Annotated in this window: 18 protein-coding genes and 1 tRNA gene; 10 read left to right on the plus strand and 9 right to left on the minus strand. The window is 48.6% G+C overall.

Annotated features, from left to right (window positions below; translation table 11 throughout):
• Positions 1 to 8 precede the first annotated feature (8 nt).
• A complete protein-coding gene (locus J3P34_RS22420) occupies positions 9 to 176 on the minus strand; it encodes a maltose acetyltransferase domain-containing protein (protein WP_210487121.1) in 168 nt (55 codons plus the stop codon).
• Between the two features lie 308 nt (positions 177 to 484).
• On the opposite strand from J3P34_RS22420, the gene J3P34_RS06155 reads away from it, so the two are divergent.
• Positions 485 to 853: a hypothetical protein gene (locus tag J3P34_RS06155; RefSeq protein ID WP_210487123.1), complete on the plus strand. Its 369-nt coding sequence runs from the start codon at positions 485 to 487 to the stop codon at positions 851 to 853.
• 269 nt (positions 854 to 1,122) lie between these two features.
• Here the strand turns inward: J3P34_RS06155 and J3P34_RS06160 are convergent, their stop codons facing one another.
• A complete protein-coding gene (locus tag J3P34_RS06160; protein ID WP_210487125.1) occupies positions 1,123 to 2,349 on the minus strand; it encodes an MFS transporter in 1,227 nt (408 codons plus the stop codon).
• A gap of 334 nt (positions 2,350 to 2,683) precedes the next feature.
• Here J3P34_RS06160 and J3P34_RS06165 point away from each other — a divergent pair, with 334 nt between their 5' ends.
• From J3P34_RS06165 to J3P34_RS06200, 8 genes are all read left to right on the plus strand, one after another.
• On the plus strand, positions 2,684 to 4,006 hold the full coding sequence (locus tag J3P34_RS06165; RefSeq protein WP_210487128.1) for a hemolysin family protein: 1,323 nt from the start codon (positions 2,684 to 2,686) through the stop codon (positions 4,004 to 4,006).
• 174 nt (positions 4,007 to 4,180) lie between these two features.
• Complete coding sequence (locus J3P34_RS06170; protein WP_210487130.1) at positions 4,181 to 4,603, plus strand: hypothetical protein; 423 nt, start codon at positions 4,181 to 4,183, stop codon at positions 4,601 to 4,603.
• A gap of 378 nt (positions 4,604 to 4,981) precedes the next feature.
• Positions 4,982 to 5,545: a tetratricopeptide repeat protein gene (locus J3P34_RS06175; protein ID WP_210487132.1), complete on the plus strand. Its 564-nt coding sequence runs from the start codon at positions 4,982 to 4,984 to the stop codon at positions 5,543 to 5,545.
• Positions 5,546 to 5,632: 87 nt separating this feature from the next.
• Positions 5,633 to 6,073, plus strand: a complete 441-nt coding sequence (locus J3P34_RS06180; RefSeq protein ID WP_210487134.1) for a hypothetical protein — start codon at positions 5,633 to 5,635, stop codon at positions 6,071 to 6,073.
• 120 nt (positions 6,074 to 6,193) lie between these two features.
• Entirely contained in the window at positions 6,194 to 7,585 is a 1,392-nt protein-coding gene (locus tag J3P34_RS06185; RefSeq protein WP_210487136.1) for a serine hydrolase domain-containing protein, read from the plus strand.
• 74 nt (positions 7,586 to 7,659) lie between these two features.
• On the plus strand, positions 7,660 to 8,175 hold the full coding sequence (locus tag J3P34_RS06190) for a hypothetical protein (protein ID WP_210487138.1): 516 nt from the start codon (positions 7,660 to 7,662) through the stop codon (positions 8,173 to 8,175).
• Between the two features lie 720 nt (positions 8,176 to 8,895).
• The gene (locus J3P34_RS06195) at positions 8,896 to 9,834 is read left to right on the plus strand and encodes a bifunctional helix-turn-helix transcriptional regulator/GNAT family N-acetyltransferase (protein ID WP_210487140.1); all 939 of its coding nucleotides are present in this window, start codon (positions 8,896 to 8,898) and stop codon (positions 9,832 to 9,834) included.
• A gap of 635 nt (positions 9,835 to 10,469) precedes the next feature.
• A complete protein-coding gene (locus J3P34_RS06200; RefSeq protein ID WP_210487142.1) occupies positions 10,470 to 11,126 on the plus strand; it encodes a hypothetical protein in 657 nt (218 codons plus the stop codon).
• 1,883 nt (positions 11,127 to 13,009) lie between these two features.
• Here the strand turns inward: J3P34_RS06200 and J3P34_RS06205 are convergent.
• The 3 genes from J3P34_RS06205 to J3P34_RS06215 all read right to left on the minus strand — a co-directional run bounded on the left by J3P34_RS06205 (position 13,010) and on the right by J3P34_RS06215 (position 19,726).
• Complete coding sequence (locus J3P34_RS06205; protein ID WP_210487144.1) at positions 13,010 to 16,222, minus strand: T9SS type A sorting domain-containing protein; 3,213 nt, start codon at positions 16,220 to 16,222, stop codon at positions 13,010 to 13,012.
• A 9-nt stretch (positions 16,223 to 16,231) separates the two neighbouring features.
• Entirely contained in the window at positions 16,232 to 17,236 is a 1,005-nt protein-coding gene (locus J3P34_RS06210; protein WP_210487146.1) for a right-handed parallel beta-helix repeat-containing protein, read from the minus strand.
• A 420-nt stretch (positions 17,237 to 17,656) separates the two neighbouring features.
• Positions 17,657 to 19,726, minus strand: a complete 2,070-nt coding sequence (locus J3P34_RS06215) for a CehA/McbA family metallohydrolase domain-containing protein (RefSeq protein WP_210487147.1) — start codon at positions 19,724 to 19,726, stop codon at positions 17,657 to 17,659.
• Positions 19,727 to 20,209: 483 nt separating this feature from the next.
• On the opposite strand from J3P34_RS06215, the gene J3P34_RS06220 reads away from it, so the two are divergent.
• Positions 20,210 to 20,644 carry a response regulator gene (locus J3P34_RS06220; protein ID WP_210487149.1) on the plus strand — a complete coding sequence of 145 codons (435 nt, stop codon included), beginning with the start codon at positions 20,210 to 20,212 and terminating at the stop codon, positions 20,642 to 20,644.
• A gap of 1,017 nt (positions 20,645 to 21,661) precedes the next feature.
• Here J3P34_RS06220 and J3P34_RS06225 read toward each other — a convergent pair.
• The 4 genes from J3P34_RS06225 to J3P34_RS06240 all read right to left on the minus strand — a co-directional run bounded on the left by J3P34_RS06225 (position 21,662) and on the right by J3P34_RS06240 (position 24,073).
• Positions 21,662 to 21,746 (minus strand) — tRNA-Ser (locus J3P34_RS06225).
• Positions 21,747 to 21,965: 219 nt separating this feature from the next.
• Positions 21,966 to 22,895, minus strand: a complete 930-nt coding sequence (locus J3P34_RS06230; RefSeq protein WP_210487151.1) for a YihY/virulence factor BrkB family protein — start codon at positions 22,893 to 22,895, stop codon at positions 21,966 to 21,968.
• On the minus strand, positions 22,892 to 23,305 hold the full coding sequence (locus J3P34_RS06235) for an acyl-CoA thioesterase (protein ID WP_210463874.1): 414 nt from the start codon (positions 23,303 to 23,305) through the stop codon (positions 22,892 to 22,894). The genes J3P34_RS06230 and J3P34_RS06235 overlap by 4 nt, the downstream gene beginning before the upstream one ends.
• 120 nt (positions 23,306 to 23,425) lie before the next feature.
• A complete protein-coding gene (locus J3P34_RS06240) occupies positions 23,426 to 24,073 on the minus strand; it encodes a DUF6624 domain-containing protein (RefSeq protein ID WP_210487153.1) in 648 nt (215 codons plus the stop codon).
• Positions 24,074 to 24,078: the final 5 nt, after the last annotated feature.

Here is a 24,078-nt window from a genome sequence, read left to right on the forward strand (position 1 = left end):
AATTTTTGTTATTGTACACCAAGAGTCCATCTGCCCAGCAAATCATGAAGTACCAGGTTCCTTTCTCCCAGGGAAGCTCCCATTATGGGATTGTACCTAACGAGAAGTTGCCTGGCCTTCTTACGCATGTACACCAACTCCTGGTCTCCTGCCCGGTAAAGCTCCCTGTCCGGCATTGTCTGCAACTCGCTTTTCTATCCCGTTTTTTGATCAGATCATTTCCAGGTCTCTTCCATCATACAAGATAGCTTTTGCCATTCCTTCAGGTTAAGCCCTCATGGTTGTCTCTCTTCCCCGCGGTAGACACAGAATATTTAAGTGGGTTAAATAAGAGGCAAGCTCAATGTTTATCGGGGCAAGGACTACTCTTACTTTATATATGTATTGAAAACTAATTAAATTAGCAAAAACAGCTTTAATTCGTAAGTTTTTAAAACCCACAAGCATATTATGCGTAAATAATTAGCAAAACAAAGAATAGCTTATGAAACTGAAGATAGAAGAAAAGCCATTTTTGTCGGAAGGCCGGCACACCGTAACCGTCACGGAAGTTGAAGAAGGCAAGAGCGAGAACAAGGAAATTCCTTTTATCAACTGCCGCCTGGAGAACGAAGACGGTTTCGTGAACCAACGCTTTTACTTGAGCGAACCGGGGCAACCCATCCTGGCCTCTTTCCTGAAGGCCTTGGGGATAGATAAAACCGAGGTAGACAGCAAGGAACTGAAGGGCAAAACCCTTTCGGTGGAAGTGGAGGAACGCTCTTATGAAGACGCGGAAGGAAAAGGCAAAACCATCAAACAGGCGACGCACTTTGAACCAGTAGGGAAAGCCAATACTTCAGACAGATTCTGATTACCTTCTTTCCAGGGTTCATTTTATAGTTTATGCTTTCCTACTATTGAATAAGGCGGGAGCAAATCTAGAAACCGCAGAGATCTTATGATTTAGCCATGAAAATGGAAAATAAGCCCTTAAACGCTTTCTAATGAAAGAAAAGCCGTTGCCGAAAAGAAGGCAGCGGCTTTTTTCTTTTACACCTCTGGTGCATTGCCAAACCTTCACCCAACACTGAGTTACAGTTGAGCAGCCCAGAAAAGACGTCTCCCTAATTACCCATGTTTCTACAATCCGGCAAAATTTCCCGCCCGCGCCAGAAGCTGCCTGGAGATGGCTGCCAGCAACAAGAAACCCGCAGCAAGGCCTATTAAAGGCGGAAAGACTACCTGCAGAAGCCATCCGCAGAGAAACGAGCCCACCACATCAGAAAGGTTGATCAATGCCATGTAGGCGGTAAATTGAGAACCCGCAATCCTCCGGTCACAGATCGCCATCAATAGCGGGAAACTGCAGACACTGAAGAGTGGGTCTGCAAGCCCCCAGAACACCAGCCCAGACTTAACCCAGCCCTCGCTGCTATGCCCAATGAGATAACCATTGAACAGCACCAGGAAAAGCGCCAGACCCGTAATGGTGCAGTAGTACATTTTCCTCAGGTGCACCCTATCTGCCAGGTAGCCGCCCCCCAGCACCACGGCAAGGGTGATTGCGGCTCCCCAGCTTCCCTGGAAAACCGAGAGTTGCTTGTCGCTCCAGCCCAGAAACTGGATCAGGTGAAAAGATAGAGACCGGGCAAACAGGCTGAAGCAGAGATAAGAGAAAAACACCAAACCAAACACCGATAGCGATTCCCTGCTCAGCAGGTTTTGAATGAGCCGGGTAAACACCTGCCTGAACGCAGAACCGGAGGCTACCTGGCTCTCTATGAAAGAACCAGGGTTTTCCTTGCCGTACAAAGGAGTAGCTATAAAAACGAGCGTGAACAGCAGCAGCACCGCTGACATGGCGCCGGTAGCTACCGCAAACCCGTAGGCGTGCAACAAGTGAGAAAGCACTGCTGCCCCAAAACTAATCCCCAGCAGCAATCCGCCCCGCATGAAGCCGTTCACCCTTCCCTTCTCATGGTCGGCCACGAGGGAAATTGCCAGGGCATCCACGCTGGCGTCCTGCACGGAGGCAAACAGGCTATGGGTAAAGAAGATGGCCGCCAGCAAGCCTGTCTGGTGGGCGGGATCCCGGATGGTAAGCAACAGCAAAGAGGCACCAAAGGCCAGCAGTTGCGTGAGTACCACCCAACGTTTGTATGGCCCCGAGGCGGAGGAACTGAACCGGTCAATTAAAGGTCCCCAAGCCAATTGAATCACCCACGGAAGCCCCACGGCACTGGCGAACGCCCCTATTGCCGCTGGCGGAACATGCTGCCCGGTCAGAAAATTAGCAAGCGCCGTCAGGGCAAAGCCCGAGGGCACCCCCTGCATGAAGTACAGGTAGAAGAAGGTGAAGTACCTCATGGGGGCATTCTGTTGGACGGACGGCAGCATAACAGAAGATTGGAAAGGTTTAACAAGCCAGGTACCCTTTTGTTGTGCAAAACATTTCTAGTTAACTCCTATCAAACAACGGAAATGAACCTGCCCCGCTTTTGAATGGCAAGGCCGAAACCAGCAAGGCTGCCTATGTTGCTCACTTGCGTTGAATTACTCGCCAGGAAAAGAATTTAGAATCTATCCCTTTACCAGGAATCTTGCAGGATGGTTTGTGGTAAAAGGCCGCAATTAGCCATAAGTCACAGATAACCCACCCGTTTAACTTAACTTAGTGGTTTCCCCGCACGTAACCGTCCCCATGGAAATCCTTATCATCCTGCTTCTGACTTTGCTCAACGGCTTCTTCGCCCTTTCTGAGCTGTCTATCATCTCCGCAAATAAATCGCGCATGGCCCAGAAGGCCAAGGACGGAAGTGGGCGGGCCAAAATTGTGGTGGCGCTCCTGGAGGCGCCCGAGGACTTCCTCTCTGCCATTCAGGTGGGCATCACCCTCATCGGGATTATTTCAGGTGCTTACGGCGGGGCGGCCCTGTCTGATGACATGCAGCGCTGGCTTATAGGGTTCAGCTTTTTGGCTCCCTATGCCCATACCCTTTCCGTGGTGCTTGTTATTGGGCTGATCACCTACTTCTCCATCGTCATCGGGGAGTTGATTCCCAAGTCTATCGCCCTGAGCAACGCAGACGGCATCGCCCTGGCGGTTGCGCCCATCATCAAAGGGTTTACGGCCCTCACCATGCCCCTGGTGAAACTCCTCTCCGGCTCCACCAGCCTGGTGACCAAAGCCCTGGGCGTGAAGGAGCAGACAGAGGAAAGGCTCTCCAGCGAAGAACTGCGCCAGATTATCCGGACGGCAGGCCGGCAGGGCGTGCTGGCTAAAGAGGAAACACGGCTGCACCAGAACGTATTCTCCTTTGCGGGCCAGAAAGCCAAGAACCTGCGCACCCACCGCCGAGAGGTGGAGTACCTGGACATTACCCAACCGCTGGAGGTTATAAGGGAGGCCATCCAGGCCAGCGCCCACTCCAAGTTCCCCGTCACTGAGGGCAGCCTGGACAACGTGGTGGGTATACTGACGGCCAAAGACTTTTATGAATTCCTGGCAAAGGGTAAAGGAGGCAATCTCAGAGACGTGGTCCTGAAGCCCATCTTCCTCCCAGAGTCCATGTCGGCCAGCACAGCCCTGAACCTGTTCAAGCGTAGTAAGCAGTACCTGGGGATTGTGATTGATGAGTATGGCACCGTAGAGGGCATTCTTACGCTCCACGACATTCTGGAGGCAATTGTGGGAGACATCCCCGATGCCCACGAGGTAGACGAGCCAGAGATCGTGAAAAGGGAGGACGGCTCCCTGCTGGTCAGCGGCTCCATAGAGGTGCAGGCTCTAAACAGGGCATTGAAAAAGGCGGTTGTGCCCCGGGATGAGGAGAACTACTCCACGCTGGCCGGCTTCATCTCTTTTATCTTAGGCCGATTTCCTGCCACCGGGGAAAGGTTCACGCACGCGGGCCACGAGTTTGAGGTAGTGGACATGGATGGGGTCAGGATAGACAAGGTCCTCATGTGGAGCATCCCTGAACCAGCCGAAGACAGTGAAGCTTTAAACCAGGTGAATGCCTGATTTCTTCCCGGATTTGGCCTTGAGGATGCTGTTCATCCACAGCCATGAGGGGACGACATTGTATCACCGTTTACTATTCATTTTCTTAACCCACTGATTCCCAATACATATATCTAGGATTTAGGAGATAGTTTTTCTAAATTAAACTATGTGCAACTAGATAGAGATTGGGCCATGAAAAACGTCCTGACTGCCGTGTTCGTGCTGATGTGCCTCTTTACGGATGCCCAGGCACAAACCAAATCCTTAAGCCTCAATGGCACCTGGAACCTATCTCAACTCACCATGGGTGACAGCCTTCCGGCCACACCTCAGCAGAAGGGTTTTATCAGGTTTAAGATCTTCTCTCCCACTCACTTTACGGTGCTGCAGATGGATGCCAGGACAAACGAGATTCTGGGAGCACTCTTCGGGACCTACAAAGTTGCCAACGGGGTACTGACAGAAACCATTTTGAACGAGAGCAATACTGGCCTTAAATTGGTTAGCAAAACCTTTACCTTCAAGTTCAAACTCCAACCAGATGGCACCTTGCTGCAGGAAGGAGACATCAACGGCACCAAGGCAAAGGAAAAGTGGACCAAATTCAAGGAATGAAGAGAAAAGCTGCAGGAATTTTACACTTCAAGCACAGAAGATGGGTGACTCATAAATAACCCACTCCTATCCTTGGCGAGGGACCCGCATAATGAACAGCTCCCTGCACCTGGTGAACCCCCACCAGGTAAGCCGCTACGTGAAAACCGACGATGGTTTCATAGAACAGAGAGGCATCATTAGCAGGCTTGACAAACTGGGAGCAAAGGTTATATTAGCTGGTATATATATCAAGGTAAATAGTATGTTGCGGATGCGATTGGAGACAGGGGTTTGCTGTAATGGTCAGTGGAAAGCAGAACCAGATACTCCAGCCAAGGTGCCAATAACCGGAACTGCTCCTTATATGCTGTAGTTGGCAGCAATTGAAAAAATAAAATGAAAAAGGCCTCTTTGTTCATTGGTGTTTTGGCATTGATTGGCTTGACCATTTATTTCCTGTCTGACCCTTATCTATTCACCTCAGCAGAAACCCTGTATGCAATTGGGGTAGAGAAATCAGACGAAGGCACCGACGTCATAAATACAGAAGAACTGGAAGTTGCTGCCGAATTCTTTGAAAGGGCAATATCAAAAGGATTTAAGGAAAGAACGGTCTTCGACAAGCTAGGACGTGCGTATGCACATACAGCCGATAATGCTACTCAAGAGGAGATGTACTCAAGGGCTTTGAAAGAATATCCAGACGATTTTGAGTTCCTTTTCAGGAGAGCAGAAAGCAGAATGGAGCAGCACAAGTACAAACCTACCCTTGAGGACTATGATAAAGTAGTTAAATTAGGCTCACATAGTGAGTACATTAATCACGCTCTATATGGCAGAGGCGCTGCGTGGTATTTACTTGGCGACACAGCAAATGCGGCAAAGGACTTCAATGCACTCACTCGCCTGACAGGAAATGAATGGAGAGACTATGAAGATTATTCAAAACGGTTCCAATAACAACTACTGCCAACATTGTGCATAAGGCATGCTACGGCCGACGGCCTTGCACGCCTCATGCACGAGGCCGTTAGCCAAGACTGAAAAATGGAAAATTGGGAGACGTTAAAGGAGGAAATTTATTTTGTAGATGGCTCCTTACGTGACATCTACGTCTTTGATACAGACAAGGAAGATTGGAAACGCTGGGCTATCTATGTTAATGAAAACTTTACAGTTCAATTCTTCAACGGACGGACCCTGAAAATGGAAGACAGAATAAATATTGATGATTTGCTACTGTATTTTACTAATCCTGCCGATTTCACAGAAGTAAATAAGGCCTCAATAATATTTGGCAACATATATATCAACTGTATCTTGTTCTGGGAACCTGAAATGGAAAGCGACATTGACCCGAGAGAAGTCCAATCACTGGAAGACCATCAAGCAATAGTCGGATATATGAAGTCTGTAGCCAAAGTATTGAATAAAAAAGTCATATTAACTTTAGAGGCAATTAAAGAATTAGTATTAATAGAAGTATAAAAAAACAGCATTGGCTAACAAGGTATAAACATCATGCTTTGGCCGACGGTCTTACACACCTTATGCACGAGGCCGTTATGCTTTATGTTAAAACGCTTGTTGCTAATTAAATAAACCAAGATGGGAAGATTAATCAAGCTTAACCTTCGAGCTTTTGCAGTCTTGATGTTTTTATCTTTCAGCGCTTTTGCCCAAAGCAAAATTGAGGGAAATAATAATGCATTAGGTCTAGCCTATAAATTAGATGCTTACTTGGTTTCTGCAACAGATGCATACAAGTTTAATGGCTCTGCACTAGTGGCTAAGAACGGGGAAATAATCTTTCATAAGGCGTATGGCTGGAAGGATGCAGTCTCTAAATCCACCAATGACACCGCTACTCATTTCCCTATTCTTTCTATCACTAAATCCTTCACGGCTGTTGTGCTTCTGAAACTGGTGGAACAGGGTAAGCTTTCCTTACAAGATAACTTAACCAAATTCCTGCCGGATTATCCCCAAGGGGGCAAAATCAAGGTGGAGCACTTGCTTACCCACTCCTCTGGGATATACAACTACACCAACGATATTGATGAAGCAGATTCCGCGGTAGTGAACCATCCGGTAAGCAGGCAAAAGGTTTTAGATATCTTCTACAGCAAGCCATTGGAATTCAAACCGGGCAAGGGCTTTAGCTACAATAATTCTGGCTACTATTTAGCCGGGTTGGTAATAGAGAAAGCAACAGGCAAAAGCTTTGAGCAGAATGTTAGGGAGCTGATTTTAGAACCTTTAGACATGAGCAATTCTGGATTTGACTTTCAAGCTTTGCCGGCAGGTGTCAAAGCGACCGGCTACCAGTTCCTTAGTGAAAAAGAACAGAAACCATATGCATTCTTACACAATACAGTGAGTTTTTCGGCCGCTTCTATCTATAGTACCACGGGAGATCTGTTTAAATGGACTGAGGCTATTGCACAAGGTAAACTACTCTCAACCGATACTTGGAACGAAGCCTTCACAGCCAAAAACAATGGATATGGCCATGGCTTTCAGATGGCAAATTTTGGGAATAGAAACTTCATTAAGAGTGCTGGCGGTTACCCAGGCTATGTTTCAGAAATAGTCTACTACCCAGAAGAAAAGGTAACCATCATTCTGTTGAAGAATGTAGGGAACTATGGTCAAAGCCTATGGCCCATCACCATGGGATTGTCCAACATCGTGTTCCAATCGCCTTACGACTTATGGCTTCCCCGGAAAGATTTAAAACTATCGGAAGAGGTCCTGCGCAGAAATGAAGGATCCTACGGTACCAATAAGTTTCGTTTTAACTTTACGGTTCAAAATGGTCAACTGCACACCACGATTGGGGGAATAGGGAGTTTAAGGTTGCTGGCAGAAAGTGAGGACATCTTTCTCCTTGATGATTTCAATACCCAATTCCGATTTGTTAAAGGAAGTGATGGAAAAGTGGAAAAGTTGATAATCCATGAGCATGGAAAAGACTTTGAGCTAAAAAAAGCAAAGTAAGGAACACATAGCATAACATTGGCTAAAAAGCATTTAAACGCTTTTTAGCCAAATCGTTAGCATACATGCTAAAAATGAAAGTGAAAATCAAGGATATAAATCAAGGTGACCTTTTAACATTTAAAGCTGCTGACGGGCGGTATAAAGTACTCCTATGTACAAGCACCTATAAAGATAAAAGTACTCAAAATTATACTTTTGCCGCTCTGACAGTTGACGAGCAACAAAAACCTACAAAACAAATAGTTATCGAAAGCGGATTTTACGGTGTTGGCAACAGAAAGGAAGATTACTTCAAATACTCTAATAAAGAACTCGAACGGATGTGGTCTGTTCATCCTGAAGTCAAACCATACTACATTGGTTCTTACGGACTGACCATTTGGAGAAAAGACTTTATGCGTTTCCAAGAGAACTTCGAAAAAATTGGAAACCTAGAAATTGTCAACAATCTGGATAAAAACGGAAACGGGAGCATGAACGCAAGCGACTGGAATTTTATAAGAGACTTCTTTAATGGAGAACATCATCGTTTGTTGCTTAGTAGAGGACAGAAGCTTTTTAAAATAGAATCTATTATCAAACATTAAAAAGCACGATGTACCAACAACGTGTGAACGCCAGCTTCGCACGACGTCCTTGCTGCCGTTTACACTAGACCGTTGCCAGTAATCGAAAATATAAACATCAGATTCACAGCAGAAAGACAATCAGCAGGTGTAGAGCAGGAGCTTGTAAATGAGCAGCAGGAGTAGTAGTCAGCTAAAAGAAAGCGAACACCGCCCGACTTTCACTGACAGACGGAGAAGAAGTGGCAGCGAAGGAACTTGGCTTATAATGCGAATAGTCGCACCATTGATTCGGCAGCCGTTTTCAGGCTGATTTACATAAATCAGGCCTGAAACGGAAAGAAATCCACTGACTCTGACCGACAAAATAAGAAAGGCCGAAAAAGAAAAGAATCACCAACGGAAAAAAATACGGTTTTGGCCTCTTTTTCTCAAATGACCCCAAAACTAGAAATCTAGAACTACAACCAAAAGTTAAAAGAACAACAGAAGGTAACAATGTGTATCCGACAGCTGGGTTTCTCTCGGCCAACGTTCCATTGTTTTCTGCAACCGGCGCTCCGGTCGGCGGGGTTTCCCCTTGCTGTTTTAATATTTAAGTTGCTACCCAAGGGTGATTGTTCTTCTTATCCAGGTACAGGAGGCAGATATTTATTGGATATTTAAAGGAATACAGTATATAGTTGACAAATATCAACCTAAATAGTTGATTCTTGTCAACTATATACTATTTTTGCAGCTATGAAAGAAGAAATAGCACAAATAAGAGGTTTTAATCGCTTCTATACCGCCCATTTAGGCTTGTTGAATGAACACATCTTAAATGGTCCTTACTCTTTAGCCGAAGCCCGTATATTATATGAAATTGGGCAAAGACAGCCGGTAACTGCCCAGGAACTAACTACTTTGCTGGGATTAGATAAAGGGTATTTAAGTAAGATTATTAAAATGTTCAGCAATGATGGCGTTATATCCCGGACACCTTCTAAGGAAGATTCACGTGTGTTTCATATAACACTTTCAGAAGATGGCTCAAAATTACTGCGGGAGCTTCAGGGTAAATCTGACAGTCAAATAGAAAAAATTTTAGAAAAGCTCTCTTCCGATGAAGCGGACATGCTGGTCAACTCCATGAGAACAGTTGAAAACTTGTTATCCGCAGATTATAGTAATCAGGTACTTTCCCGGCAGGTAGCGTATCGCGAAGGACTAAAACCAGGCGATGTTGGCTATTTAATTTATTTACACGGGGTACTTTATGCACGCGAGTCTGGCTACTCACAGGAGTTTGAAGGCTATGTGGTTAAAACTTTTTATGAGTTTTTGGAACACTATGATATTCAAAAAGACAAGATTTGGCTAGCCACCTACAATCAACAAATTATTGGTTGTATTGCGATTTTATCCAAACCTCAAAATGAAGCACAACTAAGGTGGTTCCTGGTCCATCCGGTTTTCAGGGACACCGGGGTAGGCAAACATTTACTATCTGCTGCATTAACCCATTGCCGAGAGCAGCAATTCAGCAATGTTTATCTCTTAACAACAGATGTTCAAAAAAAGGCTATTGCTATGTACAAAAAAGCAGGCTTTCTGCCTACCGCCTCCATACAAATGGAGCAATGGGGTAAGACACTTCATGAAGAACGCTATGATTTAAATTTAATCGACCACAATTAATTCCGGATATAAACTATTAACTAATTTGTGCTAGCGGAACCGACTGCCTGGCTGGACCGTTAAATTAGTTTTTGCTAAGGTTTCCATTTTGATTTGTTGTTAATTCTTTCCTTAATAATTACCTGACAAAGGTACTAGGGCTCCACCCCAGGCTGCCATGAAGTAGGTTAAAAAATGCTTGAACTAGTTCAACTTTCTAGATAACCTTATTGAGGATTAGCTGGCTAAACTCAATATCTTATGGAAGTTACTACAAGAAGGTGAAAGGAGAAATTATATGTTAAAAATTGATTGATTATAAAGGGCAAAACAAAATTGGTAATTTATTATAAGTCAATTCTGATCCTTAAAAGGATTGCAACTGGAATTATCGCTCCATGGAAAATATCCTTGAATTAGAATCACGCTTCCGGAGTCAATCGCCACTGGGTAAGCATAAAAATATCGAGTTTAATAAAAGCAAATGCAATAGTTTAACAGAAGCAGAAAAAACAACAGTGGGTAACAATGACTATACGGCAACAGGGGTTATTGCTGTTATTACTAAGCTGCTATCCGAAAGATCGATATATACTGCGGACTGTCTTCCAGCCGACCACATAGCCGGAGACATTAGCACAAATGAAAACTAAAGAATGAACAAGGGCTTAGTTTTTCTAGGGCTTATCTTTTCTATTACCTCCTGCACTGAAAATAAGGGCAAACTTTCTTCACAAACGGAAGAAAACGTGATTATTAATAGAAAGGCTTTACCGCTGAAAGATTTAAGGGACAAATTTAAATACTCAAGGTTAGAGAGCTTCAAGATTGATACTTTCAATTGGGAAACAAGGGTGGGTTTCTATCAGGAGTTAGATAGCAGTTCATTCAAACTGGTTTGGCAGGATGGAAAGCGAAACTTTGTTGGGCAAGGCTATGATAGAGACTACTTCTACTCCTGGCAGAAAAGAAACCCAGAATTGATTGAATTTACAGTTCTAACACAGGACGAAAGTAGCTCCTGTGATCTGCTACATTACTGTATTTACGATAAGAATGGAAAAGCAATTAACAGTTTTATTGTCGCAGCAAGTTGCGGTGACGGTGGTTGGGGAAACAAGACCACTGGCAAGTTCATAACAGAAAACACCTACGAGCGGATAAGTATTGATGTGAACACCGATATCGTAGATTCTGGGAGCACCAATTATATTACAGAAAGTGATTCAACCGTCACACATTTCACCATAGCGAAAGACGGTAAAGTGACAGAGAAGGAGATTTCAAAAACCCGCATCAGTGAAGAAGAATAAAAATCATTTGTGCTAACGGCCTCGTGTAAAGGTCAGCAATAGACAACGGTCGCTTACCAGGCAATTGACAAAATAAAGAATATGAAAACCCAACTTTTACTTCTAGGCCTACAGGTCCTTCTTCTAACCAGCTAATTTTCTTGCACCCAAGCTGAAAAACAGAAACGCTCAGTGCTGGCAGAGCCCTCCATATCAACATCTCTTACTCCTTCTTCAAAAGGAGAGGACATAGAATACTTAAATGGGGGAAGTCTCCTCATAAACGGCAAGCTGCCAATAGTTGCAACAGTCTAAAATATTACCAGTCTATTGGGTAAACCAGACAGCAGTTGCTATCAACTTGGATGGTTACACCTCTTAGCAAACTTCATGAACCAAGAAACTGTATTTTTTTAGACTAGAAGGGCCAAAGTCCTAGGGTAGATGGAAAATTAAGTGCGATATGCCTCCTACTTCCCACCGGCCCAATGTGCCTTTTCTTCGATGCCGTTTTTTACCAATCAGTTATTTTCCCCCAATCCTTTCCTCGATACTCTCGAGAAGGTTGACAAAGTCGTACTCGGAATTAGCAAAGATCACAATACCCCTTTTCTTTGTCACTTCAATCGCAACCACCGTGCGTACCCCGGTATCGCCACCTCCATGTGCATAGTAAAGGTTATTACCTCAGGTACTATCTGTCCTGAACAATGGACCGACAGAAAGCAGAATAAAATCGGCAGCAGTACTCACATCATTGATCTTTTTGGCACGACCTGAAAAAGGATGTTCCGGGTGCGGTATTTGCCCCTAATTTAGCTAATTATCATTGGCAGTTATCTCATCATTGATTACAGTTTGGGGTAGAAGTGGTTTCCAACTACCTGTTTGGAGGATAAACGTAACCAGACTAATTAATTTACTATACCGCACTATTGTGAATGTTAATCTTACCCTAGTATTTTGCTTCAAGTCTAGCCTAATCTAGTAGCGAATTGCATCATAAAAGTGCCACAGTTAACTTCTTAAGAGTAAATAGGCTGAGGCTTAACTAAGAGAGTAGCTACTCACCTTTATCGGGGAATGCACCTCCAACCAACATTTCCCAGGAGGTTGCACTTCTTGCACTTTCTGCACTATTGATGGCTTATAGAAACAGGCCTCCCAAAATCCGACCCACTTGGTCAGACCCAATGCGTTGCCATCAGGCCCCCCCCCGCCTGCTTGGTACAAGCCACCAGCTCCCTGTCCTTTGCTGCACAAAAAGGATAGCGTAAAAATTTACGCACACCCATACCCCTTATAGCCCTATTGGTTAGTGCCTGATATTCTTGCAAACTCAAAAATTTAAAAATCTGAGACCATCACCTAACCAAAAGTGTCCGATATATATCCGAACTAAAACAAAAAGCCCTGTAAGTCTTCACTTATAGGGCTTTTTAAATTTACTCACAGAGAGAGGTGCTGCTCGGCCAAGATACCGGAGATGTCCGAGGTGAGGATGTTCATGCGATATAGGGGTTGTAAAAGGATGGGATCGGAGGATGGCTGGAGCGGACATGTGTGTGGCACTTAGGAATTATAATTTTCTGGTACTACTGTCGCGTCCATTCTTGAAATTACGAAACAAAGAGGACACTTCCGGGTGCCAAACACCCCATCTAACCTTACAATCAAAGAGATACGCTTGCTGTGCCGAGTATCCATTCTTGAAGGCCTTATCGTTCCATACTGAAAGGCCCCATTAGCTCCCCTAGGTTGTGCCCAAAGGGGACAGACAAGATGGCGGTACAGCTGCAAAAGAGAATGGTCAAGAGCCACCGGGTTCAGGACAGCTCTTGACCATAAGTTGACATTTTAGGTTAATCCGAAATCAACAGTATAGTTTACCGGGATGATGGCATCTACCTGAGCACTACTTTCCGGGTAACCACCGAGCCCCCACTGGAGATGCGGAGCAGATAGATGCCCTTCGCCAGGTGGGAAACCGGGATGCTGGTGCCCGTACCTTCGGCCGCAATGTCCATTTTGGTTCTGCCAGCCATGTCTACCAAACTGAGCCTGCTCCTGCGCAACACCTCAGGGAGTTCGACCACTAGGGTATGGGACGCCGGGTTAGGGTAAACAAGGATCTGCTCCGACACCTCGTCCTCGATGCCGGTGACGTTTGAGACCTTAGTGGTAGCGTCCGCTACCGTTGGCGCCTCCTCCACGAACCCGGTGCTGTCCCTTGCGATGCTGTAGAACTGGTAGGTGGAGTCCCGCTTGCCGGTGAACTGGGCGGATGTCTCGGGAACGTTCCTCAGCCACAGCTTGTAGGGGCCGCCGTTCACCGCGACGAAAACGGAGTAGCCGGCTACCCCTGAGGCCTCGTCCTTCCCGGCCCATTCAACGGTAAACTTTGGGCTGGCTTGGGTGGCAGCCAAACCGTTCACCTGGCTGGATGGGGGCGTCTTGTCGATTGTATTGACCCAGGCTGGGGTGGGGATCACGTCGTTGTTGTCGAAATATATGTAGGCTTTGTTTTTGATAACGGCGTTGGTCCCAAGGTCTGCCCTCGGGCTGATGGTATAGAAAACACCCCCTTCCCCCTGGGGGGCAGTTCTGTTTGGCGGCAGAAAGCCTGCGTCGGGGTCCTTCGTCGGCTGGAGCGTGGCTGGGTCCAAGGAAGTGTAGAGCCAGGTCAGTATCCCTTTTCTCTCGTCCAGCTTTGCCTCGATCCTCACGATCAAATCGTTCTCGGGCCTCAGGTCAACATCCGCCGTGTAGTTTTTCCTCCCCGGAGGTATGTTGACGACTTTGTCATGGAAGTTGAAGAACCCGAGCTGAAGCGTGGAGATGTCCAAGGTTTTCGTGTCAAGGGTGTCAATGATCTTGACGGTTTGGGCCGCCGCAGTGGCCGAGGCCTTGTTCTCGAACCTTATCAGGTAACGGAAAGGGGTATTGCCGTACACGAAGTTGCCGGGGCCGGCCCCCTCGGTACCGATTTTATCATTGGGGTCGAAGGAATTAACCGCGGTGATCTTTTTAACAAGCCTCCTCAAGGGCGCAAATGAACTATAAGCCACATTCGTGCAGGGTTCTGCCTGCTTGGCTTGCAGAACCCCCTTCAGGACCACCTTGCCCAGCGTCCACAACTTACCCGCCGGGACAATATCCAACGCGCAGTTCTGAAATGCGTCTGCCGTTTTCCAAAGGACACTGGTCCTTGTCGCCTCCCCTTCTCCCCGTTTCCAATCTATGATTTCGTTCGTCAGCTCATAGCTCGAAATAAAGCAGCTTACGCCGGGGGCGAGCTTGGGAAGCAGGTCCTCCACGGCATCGTCTACAATTTGGCCCATGACCGTTACCAAGCACTCCTTGACATTTGTGTTGAATTCGCTGCTTCCGAGCCTGCCAGCCACTACCCCCCAGTTCCTAGCTTCCTCCTGGTACAGGGGGGCATCAGGATACACTACTTTCAAGGTCTGCTGATTGTAATAAGGGGCATCTGTGTAGGCCAGCAGTTCTATGTTCTTTTCTGTCTTGACCTGAATGACTAGGGAGGCCATGGAGTTGGCCGGGATATTGGAGATGAACAGGGGGAACACCTTGGCCAGGTACTGCTCGTTGAACAGGCTGTCGGTATTGTAGAATACCGGGAGGGAGTCATACGGAAAATCCTCCCCATAAGACGAGGGTCGGTCCAGCCTGAAATCCAGCTTTACCTCGGCCAGGGTATCCAAACCCACTATGATATTGAGGGGGACGCCTATCGCATCCACGTTCCCTCTATTCCCATAGTTGATGGTATAGGTCTGCCATTGCCCCCTCCGGATTCTGTCGAACCCGAGCACCTCCGCCCATGGAGCCGCCTCGATCCCTTTCTCGACCCTAAAACCGTTGGGCAAAGTCAGCACGGTCCCGTTAGACAGAGTGATAACCACGTTGTAGGTTCCCTCTGTCTTGCTTTTCAAATCAAGGGTGGCTCGGATCTGCTCCCCGTTGAGGATGCCCATCATGGAATCCGGCACCACTATGTCCGGCCGCCCGTTGCCTGTGAGCCTAACGCTGGTACCCTTGTCGAAGCTGGCCCCCACGATATTCACCGTAACCATCCCGACGTTTCCGCCTGAAGCCGGCGTGACGGCATCAAGCCGCGGATTGGCCACCGTGAATTCTTTGATCTCTGGTGGGCCCCAAGTGCCCCTGCTGTCACGCAGGCGCACTTGGAGGCGGTGCTTGCCGAGGGCGAGGCCAGTAGTATTGACCTGTTTCTCGGTCTCCAGCACGATGCCCGGCTCTATGGGCAATGGCGTTCCCTTGCCAGGTTCCGGGTTGGCATTGTCGAAGAAATACTCGGCGGCGACGATGGTGGCGGAAGCATCCTCACCTTTCCGGATGAGAACAGCCCGCCCCTCGCTCAGGCCCCAGCGGCCCTGCTTGTCCTGGAAACGCACGAAGAGCGTGTGGAAACCTGGGGCAAGTCCCTCGGTGCCCACTTCCGCCGTGATGTCCACCAGCCCGCCCGTTCCAACTGGCAGCGCCTTGCCTTTGCCCAGCCCCGGGTCCGAGTCGAAGAAAAACTCTCCCTTCGCAACAGCGGTGTTGGCGGGGTCCAACCTGCGCTCCACCAGGAACGTGCGGCGCTCGCTTAATCCCCAGTGCCCCTTCTGGTCTTGGAACCTGACGAAAAGGGTGTGGAAGCCGTCAGCCAACCCTTCGGTGCCTACCTCAGCAGAGACATCTACCATGGCGCCGGTGCCTCCTGGCAGCGCCTTGCCCTTGCCCAGGCCCGGATCGGAGTCGAAGAAATACTCGGCCCTAGCGATGGCGCTGTTGGCCGCGGCCAGCCGCTGTTCCACCAGGAAGGTACGGCCCTCGCTCAGCCCCCAGCGTCTATTCTGGTCCTGGAAGCGCATGAAGAGGGTATGGAAACCGGGAGTAAGCCCCTCGGTGCCCACCTCGGCCGTGACGTCCACCAGCCCGCCTGGGGAGACGGCAAGTGCCTTTGCCTTGCCCAGACCCGGGTCGGTATCGAAGAAGTACTCGCCCTTTGCAACCGTCTGGCCTAAGGCTTGGAGAGCAGAGAAAAGCAGCAAGATGCCGATTGCCCCGATAGTTTTCAGTAGCTTCATGGCAACGCCCTAGTTTTTGGCTTCTGCGCTGATCTTTATGTTGAGTTTGCCATTGGGGGCGACCACACCGTTCAGGATGGTGAATACCCGGACAACCGGCACCGGTGGCTCCCCGGTCTCCGAGAAGCCGATGCCCCCGTATATGCCTATGTCTGTTTTGTCAGTCCCCGCGTTCTTGCCCGGCGAGGAGGCCTGCAGGCGGTAGTCATGGTCGTAACTGAACCCCACGTTGGCCGTGAACTTGGTGAACTTCGGGTCCACGTTCACCTTGTTCAGGCTCCCGCCGTTGGTTCCGTAGGGAAGGGCAGAGTCCGAGGGCGAGAAGGTGATGTTGTTGTTGAAGGTCGAGTTGGCTGCCCCTTTAGGGGTTGCCCCGTAGAAGACGTTGTTCTGGATGATGGCGTAGTGGACATCCGAAAAGGCAGCGCTGGACCCGATGAATACATTGTTATCGATTACGCATGTATGGGTTCCATAGAGACCCTGCGTGATGATGTTGTTCCTGATCAGGAAATTGTAGACGTTGGTTTTGTCGTTGGATATCTGCACATAAGGAAAGATGCAGTTTTCAATGATCCAGTTGGTGGAGATTCCGCCTGTAGAACCGAAGGCATATATGTAAGAATCTATCCTGCACCTTTTGATGGTGACATCTTTCTGCCCATATGTGGCGTTGCTTACACTCCCGATCCTCAGGCCAATGAGCGAAGTCCCGCTCGCCCCCCCGTTGAAAGCATCTACCGTAACTGTTCCCAATGTCGAGACGAGCGCCAGTTCCTTCTTCGGGTTATGGCCGGTCCCCATAAGGGTTAGCTTCTTGTCAATGGTAACGTCTCCGTAAGACGTCTCAGACCCATGGATGTAGATGGTATCTCCCGCCGCCGCTGCGGTAATGGCGGCAGGCACCGTTTTGTACTGGGCGGAATTGCCTGCCCGGTTACTTACGGTCAGAACCTTGGCCTGCAGCTCACCCAAGAACAGGGCAACTGTAATGAGGAGTATGATTTTTTTCATATAAAATAAGTATTATGCTTGTTTGGGTAAATTATATTTATGGAAATTAAAGGATAAAGAAAGCTTTATTATATAAATTTGTAAATAAATTTTGTAAATATTATATTTAAATAACCTGTAACCAATACCAACTTGTAAGTATTATGCTGCTTGAGAATGGCAATAAGTCTATATAAACTTGGCTACTTGCGTTTTCCAAAGGCTTGTACGGGCCAGCCTTGCACCTTAGCTCCTTTAAGGATTGTCAAATTGGTATGTTAGCATTTTTTGGCTATCTGATCAAGGCTATAATGAATAGTGACTTGGGTACTGTGTGCCGTATCAAAAAAGTATAGTAAATACAGACGCGTCTCAGCCTCAACAGGGGCAACCTTAAGCAATATTCAGGTGTATTATTGTAAGCTATGGCACTTTATGACACTATTCCAACCAAACCTGTTGCGTGAAGGCACCGTTCGCCGCGATGTCCCATAGCTCAAGCCTTACCCATTTCCGTTTGCGTAGGTCCACAGTAAATTTAAACTGCTTTTTCCCGAAGGCCAGGGTATTGTTGAGGTTTATCCGCTCACGGAACACTTCTTTTCCGTCGCCCGACACTACCTCCGCGAAGTTCAGGGGGAAAGTCCAGTCGGCCGAGAGTGCGATCTTCGCTTTGCCGGAGCGGGAGACCTTGACCGTCTCGCCGGCCCCCTTGCCGTTCACGGTGAACCCCGGGAGAAGCACCTCCCCTGTCGAGACGAAGAACTTCCCCTTCCGCATTGCATCCAGCACCGGCTGCCAACCTTCCTTGAAGTCGGGCAGCTTATCCAGCTGCAGATAGTTCACGTTCAAATGCGCGTACATCTCGTTCTGCTCCGTAATGGTGAAGATATCACTCTCGGCAATCACATGCTTCCTCAGGCCCCAGTTGGTCATGTCGTCCATTAGGTTTAGTACACGCTTGCTGAGGGTAGGCAGGGAAAGGTCCGCCGGGATAGCTTTCCAGGCCGCGCCCATAAAGGTTTCGGATTGGAAGAACGGTTCTCCTTTGTAAGCGTCAGGATAGCCAGTGGAAGCTTTTGTCCGGGCGTGCGCTGTCCAGGCCAGTCCGTTCTCCAGCTCAAGCAGTTTCAGCATCTCTTCCTTGTCCCCTATACGGTACACCTTCCCGTATTTGGGATGGTCTGAGACAAAAGGCATATCTGACTTCCTTGACATGATCCAGTTGACGGGCCTTGGGAAAAAGCTGAGCCAATGCCCCCCGTAGAAGTTGTTGGGCTCCTCGCCCGGAAGCAGAAGAAAATTGCCATCTGAAAGCCGGGCGCACTGCTCATGGAGCGCATGCAGTTCCTTCAACCGGTCCTCGTCCGGTCCCTTGGGATGACCTGGCCCATGGAACTCCCCAAGATGGACGATATTCACTCCGGCCTTCTCGAAGACCGTTTTGAACTCAGGCTTCTCCGGCACCGGCAATCCTTTCAGTACCACATCCATGGTGAACTCGTTGTGGAAGTGGCTGGCCATGGTCTTGTAACCATGAAGCGGAACATAGGAATCGCCGTGGGTAAATCTCTTCACTTCCTCCAGGGCTCTTGCGGGGCTGCCGAGATCCAACAGGCAGAAGAAATTCAGGCGCTGCCTGGTGTTCGGTGGGGCGTTGAACCACGGAACAAAACGGCGGTCCCCTATGGGGTCCTGGCGGATACCGATCCCGTAGCCGGCCATCAGCCCCCCATAGCCCTGCCCCCACCAGGTGAACTTCAAGTTGAAAGCTTCATCCAAGGGATAGAAATACTGGTGTGGGGGCGGGAACAGCGCGAGGCTCCCCCCTCTGCCCTGTCCTATGATGGTGCGGTACTTCACCTCCTGGTTCACCGCGTCAGTTTCGTGTACCACCTTTGTGGTTTGAAGCACATCCCTCACATCTGACCAGGATATGTTCTGCCAAGCCTGGGTTTTGCTCACCAGACCCGCATCATAGAGGATCGCGGTGGAATCAGCCTCCGTAACCATCACTGCCGCCACGTTGAACAGAGGGCTTCCGTTGTATAGTGTTATTTCAAGTTCTCCCCTGAAGGAGGCCGCCTGCATGCCGGGGATACGGATGACAGTATGGGCGCCGGAGCTACTCACGCTTGCGGAACGTTTTTGGAAGTCCACCAAATGGGATTTATAGGGCTTTTGGGGAACCCGGTCAAAGAACACGTCCCATCCCCCGCTTTTCGGGTCCAGAGTCCTTTTGCCCACCGTGAGAATGAAGGCAGGGTCAAGCCCAGCTGCGATCTCCTTATACCCGGCTTTCGACCCTAAACCTATGCTCTTAAACAGTGGCATGCCCTTATTAAGGTCCAGGACCAGCCTCCCGTTCCCGTTCCTACCAGTAGGCCAGGTAACGTCCACCAACTCGCCCTCCACCCGCACCTTGGCCCCATTCCGTTTACCCAACTGAGAAACATCCACCAGCTGCTGCGCCCGCAAGCTTAAGGCGAAGGCAAATATCAGATAAAACAAACTAAAACCTTTTAGCAAAGAGATTTTCTGGTATTGTTGGAACAGGATCATACAGGTGATTGGGTTAATGGTCAATGCAGGGATTACAGACGATACTATCCTGGCCGTTCAAGTTAATTGAAATCGTTTGTAATGCAAAATACTGGTTATGAGTCATAAAACACTTGCCCTTAATGCGGAGAGAGTGCAACCGAGCTCGTACAATTTAAACAAGGCAGCCCCTAAGCTTAAAACAGGGAGGTCTATGAGTTTTAAAGAAGCCAAAGTCCTGTTTCCTTAAGAATCCTAGTTTAGGAGTGGCTTACATATTTGTGTCATAGGTATGTAGGAGCGTCAAAACAGACCTACCCGGTCAAACCCAAAGCGTTTCCATCCCGGAAATACCCCGTCCATCAAATACAAACTACGGATGCATATACCCTTATGCAGGGTGCAGGCAACCTTCCTCTTGATTTACCGGTATGTCGGGAGTATTGATCAGGTATGGACACCTGCCTAAGGAGTAACAAAGTATATAACGTGAGAAAATTCAAAAGAGTCCTGGTGGTAGATGATGACGATTCGGCGCTGTTCGTGGCCAAGAAGATCTTGGTAAGGATGGAGGTCGCCGAGGACGTGGCCACCGCCGTGAATGGGCTGGAGGGGTTCCTGGCCGTGAAGGCCGCGTGCGGAGGGCCGGCGGAGGAGTTCCCCGGACTCATCCTGGTGGACCTGAAGATGCCGGTGATGAGCGGCTTCAAGATGATTGAGGCCATGGGCGGGCTACCCCTTCCCTCGAAGCCCCTGGTGGTGGTGCTCACCTCCTCGGAGAACCCCATCGACCGGGAACGGGCCCGGATGCTGCAGGCCGACGGGTACCTGGTGAAGCCCATCCGCCCGGAATCTATAGAGCGCCTGCTGGAGGGGCTGCCGGCTTAGCCCTGCAGCGCCGCTGAATCCGGCCCATTGGGGAAGGAAAACAAAGCAATGGTCTGGCTGCCAGGTTATTGCTTGTCTGAACCCTCAACTACCAAGACTTCCTTCGCCTCCTGCTCGTCTTCTTGCCTTGGTCTCCTTGACTCCGGGTTCCTTTTTCCTTTGCTCCCTTTCGAAGGCCTTTGGCTAGAGGTTGGCTTTAATACACTGAGCTATGTACTCCTGCTGAGAGGACAGAAACTGGTCTGTTGCGGTGATCAAGGGGGCAAGGATAAGTTCCCAGAAGATAACAAGAGGGTAGTTGTTTTACCTAAAGGAGGGCCGCTGGTCAGTGCAGGGATCGCCACCCTCTGCGCCGTCTCTCTCAGTAGGGTAATGAAGGATAAGCGCGATGAAAGTGCAGCAAGTGCAAGCCTCTAATTTATAATCGGTGATACCAAGCCTTGTATTCAGCGGAGTGTCTTCGAAAGAGCTACATCACCGGTTTTCCTTTCTAGCGTAGGTCCATCAATGAGTGGTATATCTTCAGCATGAAAATAAACAGACCTGCCGAAAACTGGGCCACCCGGTCTAACCCAAAGCGTTTCAAGAAAGGAGTTATGCTCCGTCTATCAAATACAAGTTACCTGGGCATAGTCCTATGCTGAGTCAAAGGGAAGATGCGAAGAAAATTACGCACCCTAAGCCATGGCTTTCTAACGGATGAAATGCAGCAGGGAAGCAAAAGTTGTACGTATATGCGTACGTATTGAAAGAAAAACGCCTTTAATGTTTTACAAAACAGGCGTTTTCAAATTTCGATGTAGTCGCTTAGCCCCTCTCTTTATGTATTCTCTAAGGCTGCATCTGTTAACTTGAAGGTTCCTTCCCTTTTATTCCACTTAAATTACTTAAAAGCTTTTCAATTGTAAATTGAAGCAGGTAACAAAGGTATCTGCTACCCAAAAGGGTCCGATATATATCTGAACTAAAACAAAAAGCCCTGTAAGTTTTCACCTACAGGGCTTTTCTGTTTACTCGCAGAGAGAGAGGGATTCGAACCCCCGGACCCGCAAAGGTCAACGGTTTTCAAGACCGCCGCAATCGACCACTCTGCCATCTCTCTAAATGTGATACAAAAGTAATGGCTTAATTGGTACCTGTCAAGTGCCCGCCTCGTATTTTTCTAAATTTTCGGGCAATTTCTAACGTCTACTGATTTTAACCCTTGAAAGTCAAAGCCCTAGAAGACAAAAAAAATTCTAAGAAAGTACGTTTTTTTCTGCTCCTGCGCTGGTCCAATCCTGTTTTGAGGGTATTTTATCTAAAACAGGCGTTAAACAGGCTACACCTTCCCTCTTACCAGGCGTTTGGTGAGGGCGTCAATGCTGATGTTCACCTCAAAGCCTACAATCAGGCTCATGCACACAAAATCCAGCCAAACCATTAAACCTATAAGGGCGCCAATGGAGCCGTAGAACTTGTTATAGGAGTCAAACTTGCCGATGTAGAGCGAGAAAAGCCAGGACACCAAAAAGATGAGCACCGTAGCCACCACTGATCCCGCGCTCACAAAGGGCCACTTGTCATGCACCGCCGGCACATAATAATAGATCATGGAAGTAGCCAGGAAGAAAAGCAAGGCCACTGCTACGTATTTCACCGAGACAATCAGGCCGTAGGTGAAGGCCTCGGTCACCACCTCGTAGAACACCAGCGCATCCAGAATATACGTCCCGAAGAAGATGGCCCCGATGGCCAGAAACAGGATCAGGGCCAGCGCGATGGTGAGCAAAGTGGCAATGAGGCGCTTGCGCAGGTAGGTGCGCTTCCTGAACGTCTTGTACTTCTTGTCGAAGGCGTCCATGAGGCTCATGATCCCATTGGTAGACAGCACCAGCGCGAAGAGAAAACCGAAGGACAGCAACCCGCCGCGGGGCTTGTTCACGATGTCCACAATGGTATCGGCGGCCACAGTGTAGATCTCGGCGGGCATAACATCGCCCAACAGGGTGAGGATGTCGCGGTCCAGGTGGCCCACCGGAATGTAGGGAATGAGCGTGAACAGGAAGATGATGGTGGGAAAAATGGCCAGCGTAAAGTTGAACGCCATGTAAGAAGACCGCTTGGTGAGCGAGTCCATCTTCAGTTCGTCTACCATCACCTTGAGCACATGGTACACAGACACCTGCTCCTGCCCGAAACGCATCCGCTTCAGGAGGACAATGAGTTTGCGGTACCACCGGTACTGGGCCAGGCGCTGGTAGATGTTCATGCCGTGAAATGCGGATCTATTTTGGCATGAATATAAGCAGGAATAGCCGTAGGTCGGCCGCTTTTCATGTCCACAAACACCATGACGGTCTCGCCTATGTTCAGGAGTTCCTGGGCCTCATTGTAGACCTCGTACTCAAACTTGATGCGCGCGCCGTGGGGTTTGGTTTTAAGCAGAAGTTTGACGGTGAGCAGGTCATCATAACGGGCAGGCCTGATGTACTTGCACCGCAGTTCCAGCACGGGCATCATCACGCCCTCGGCTTCCATCTCTTTGTAATTGATCCCCAACTGCCGGAAGGTCTCGGTACGGGCTACCTCATAGTAGGCCCCGTAGTTCCCGTAGTAGACGTATCCCATTTGGTCGGTCTCGGCGTAGCGTACGCGTATCTGCACGTTAGATTCAAACACAGTCTTTCTTCTTTAGGTACTTTCCGTTTAGGGTCTCCTTTTAAGAAACTGCCTTTAAACGGATGAGGGAGTGATTTGCCCGGTATGAAAAGCAATGTCTTTCCATGACCAGGGATTGGGTTAGTGAATCACCTGCTTTTTCGCTGGCAGTGGCTCTTCTGGGTTATAGGCGGCGTTCATGAGTTTGGCGTATTCTTCTACGGTGACTCTGAACCCGGCGGCCTTGCGGCGCTCGTTCACGTGCTTACTATCTTTTATGGGCCAGATATACATCTTTCCGTCTTCGCGGCCCATAGAGGTAGCCTGCGTTCCGTAGATCTGCTTCTCTCCCTCAAACATCAGTAAGCGGTCTTCCATCATGGCGGCATCGGTGGGACTGGCTTCCCCGTTCTGGGCCATTTTTTTCAAAGAAGGCAGGTACTTTCTGATGACCTTGGCAGGAGCATGCTGTACCACCAGAAACAAACCATCGGCGGCCTTCCCTCCTATCTTGCTTTGGGGCAACCAGCCATACTTCTCCAACATCCTAATTACCGCAATCTGATTCACGGAGTCTACCCGCTGCATCTTCGTGAAAAAAGCATTTCGGTCCTCTTCCTTCACCTGGTTAAACCCTTCCCTTACGGCTTGGTCTGTGTCATGGATCTTCTCTAATTCTGCCCGCAGAGCATCATACGGAACTGGCACCGGCGCTCTCTGTTCAGACTGCCCGCAGGCTGTCATCAAGACACAAAAGAAAAGAAGCACTAAGGAGAAAGCTTTTCCCATACAAA

Origin of the sequence: Rufibacter aurantiacus (genome assembly GCF_017916345.1) — a bacterium.
Classification (GTDB): Bacteria; Bacteroidota; Bacteroidia; order Cytophagales; family Hymenobacteraceae; genus Nibribacter; species Nibribacter roseolus.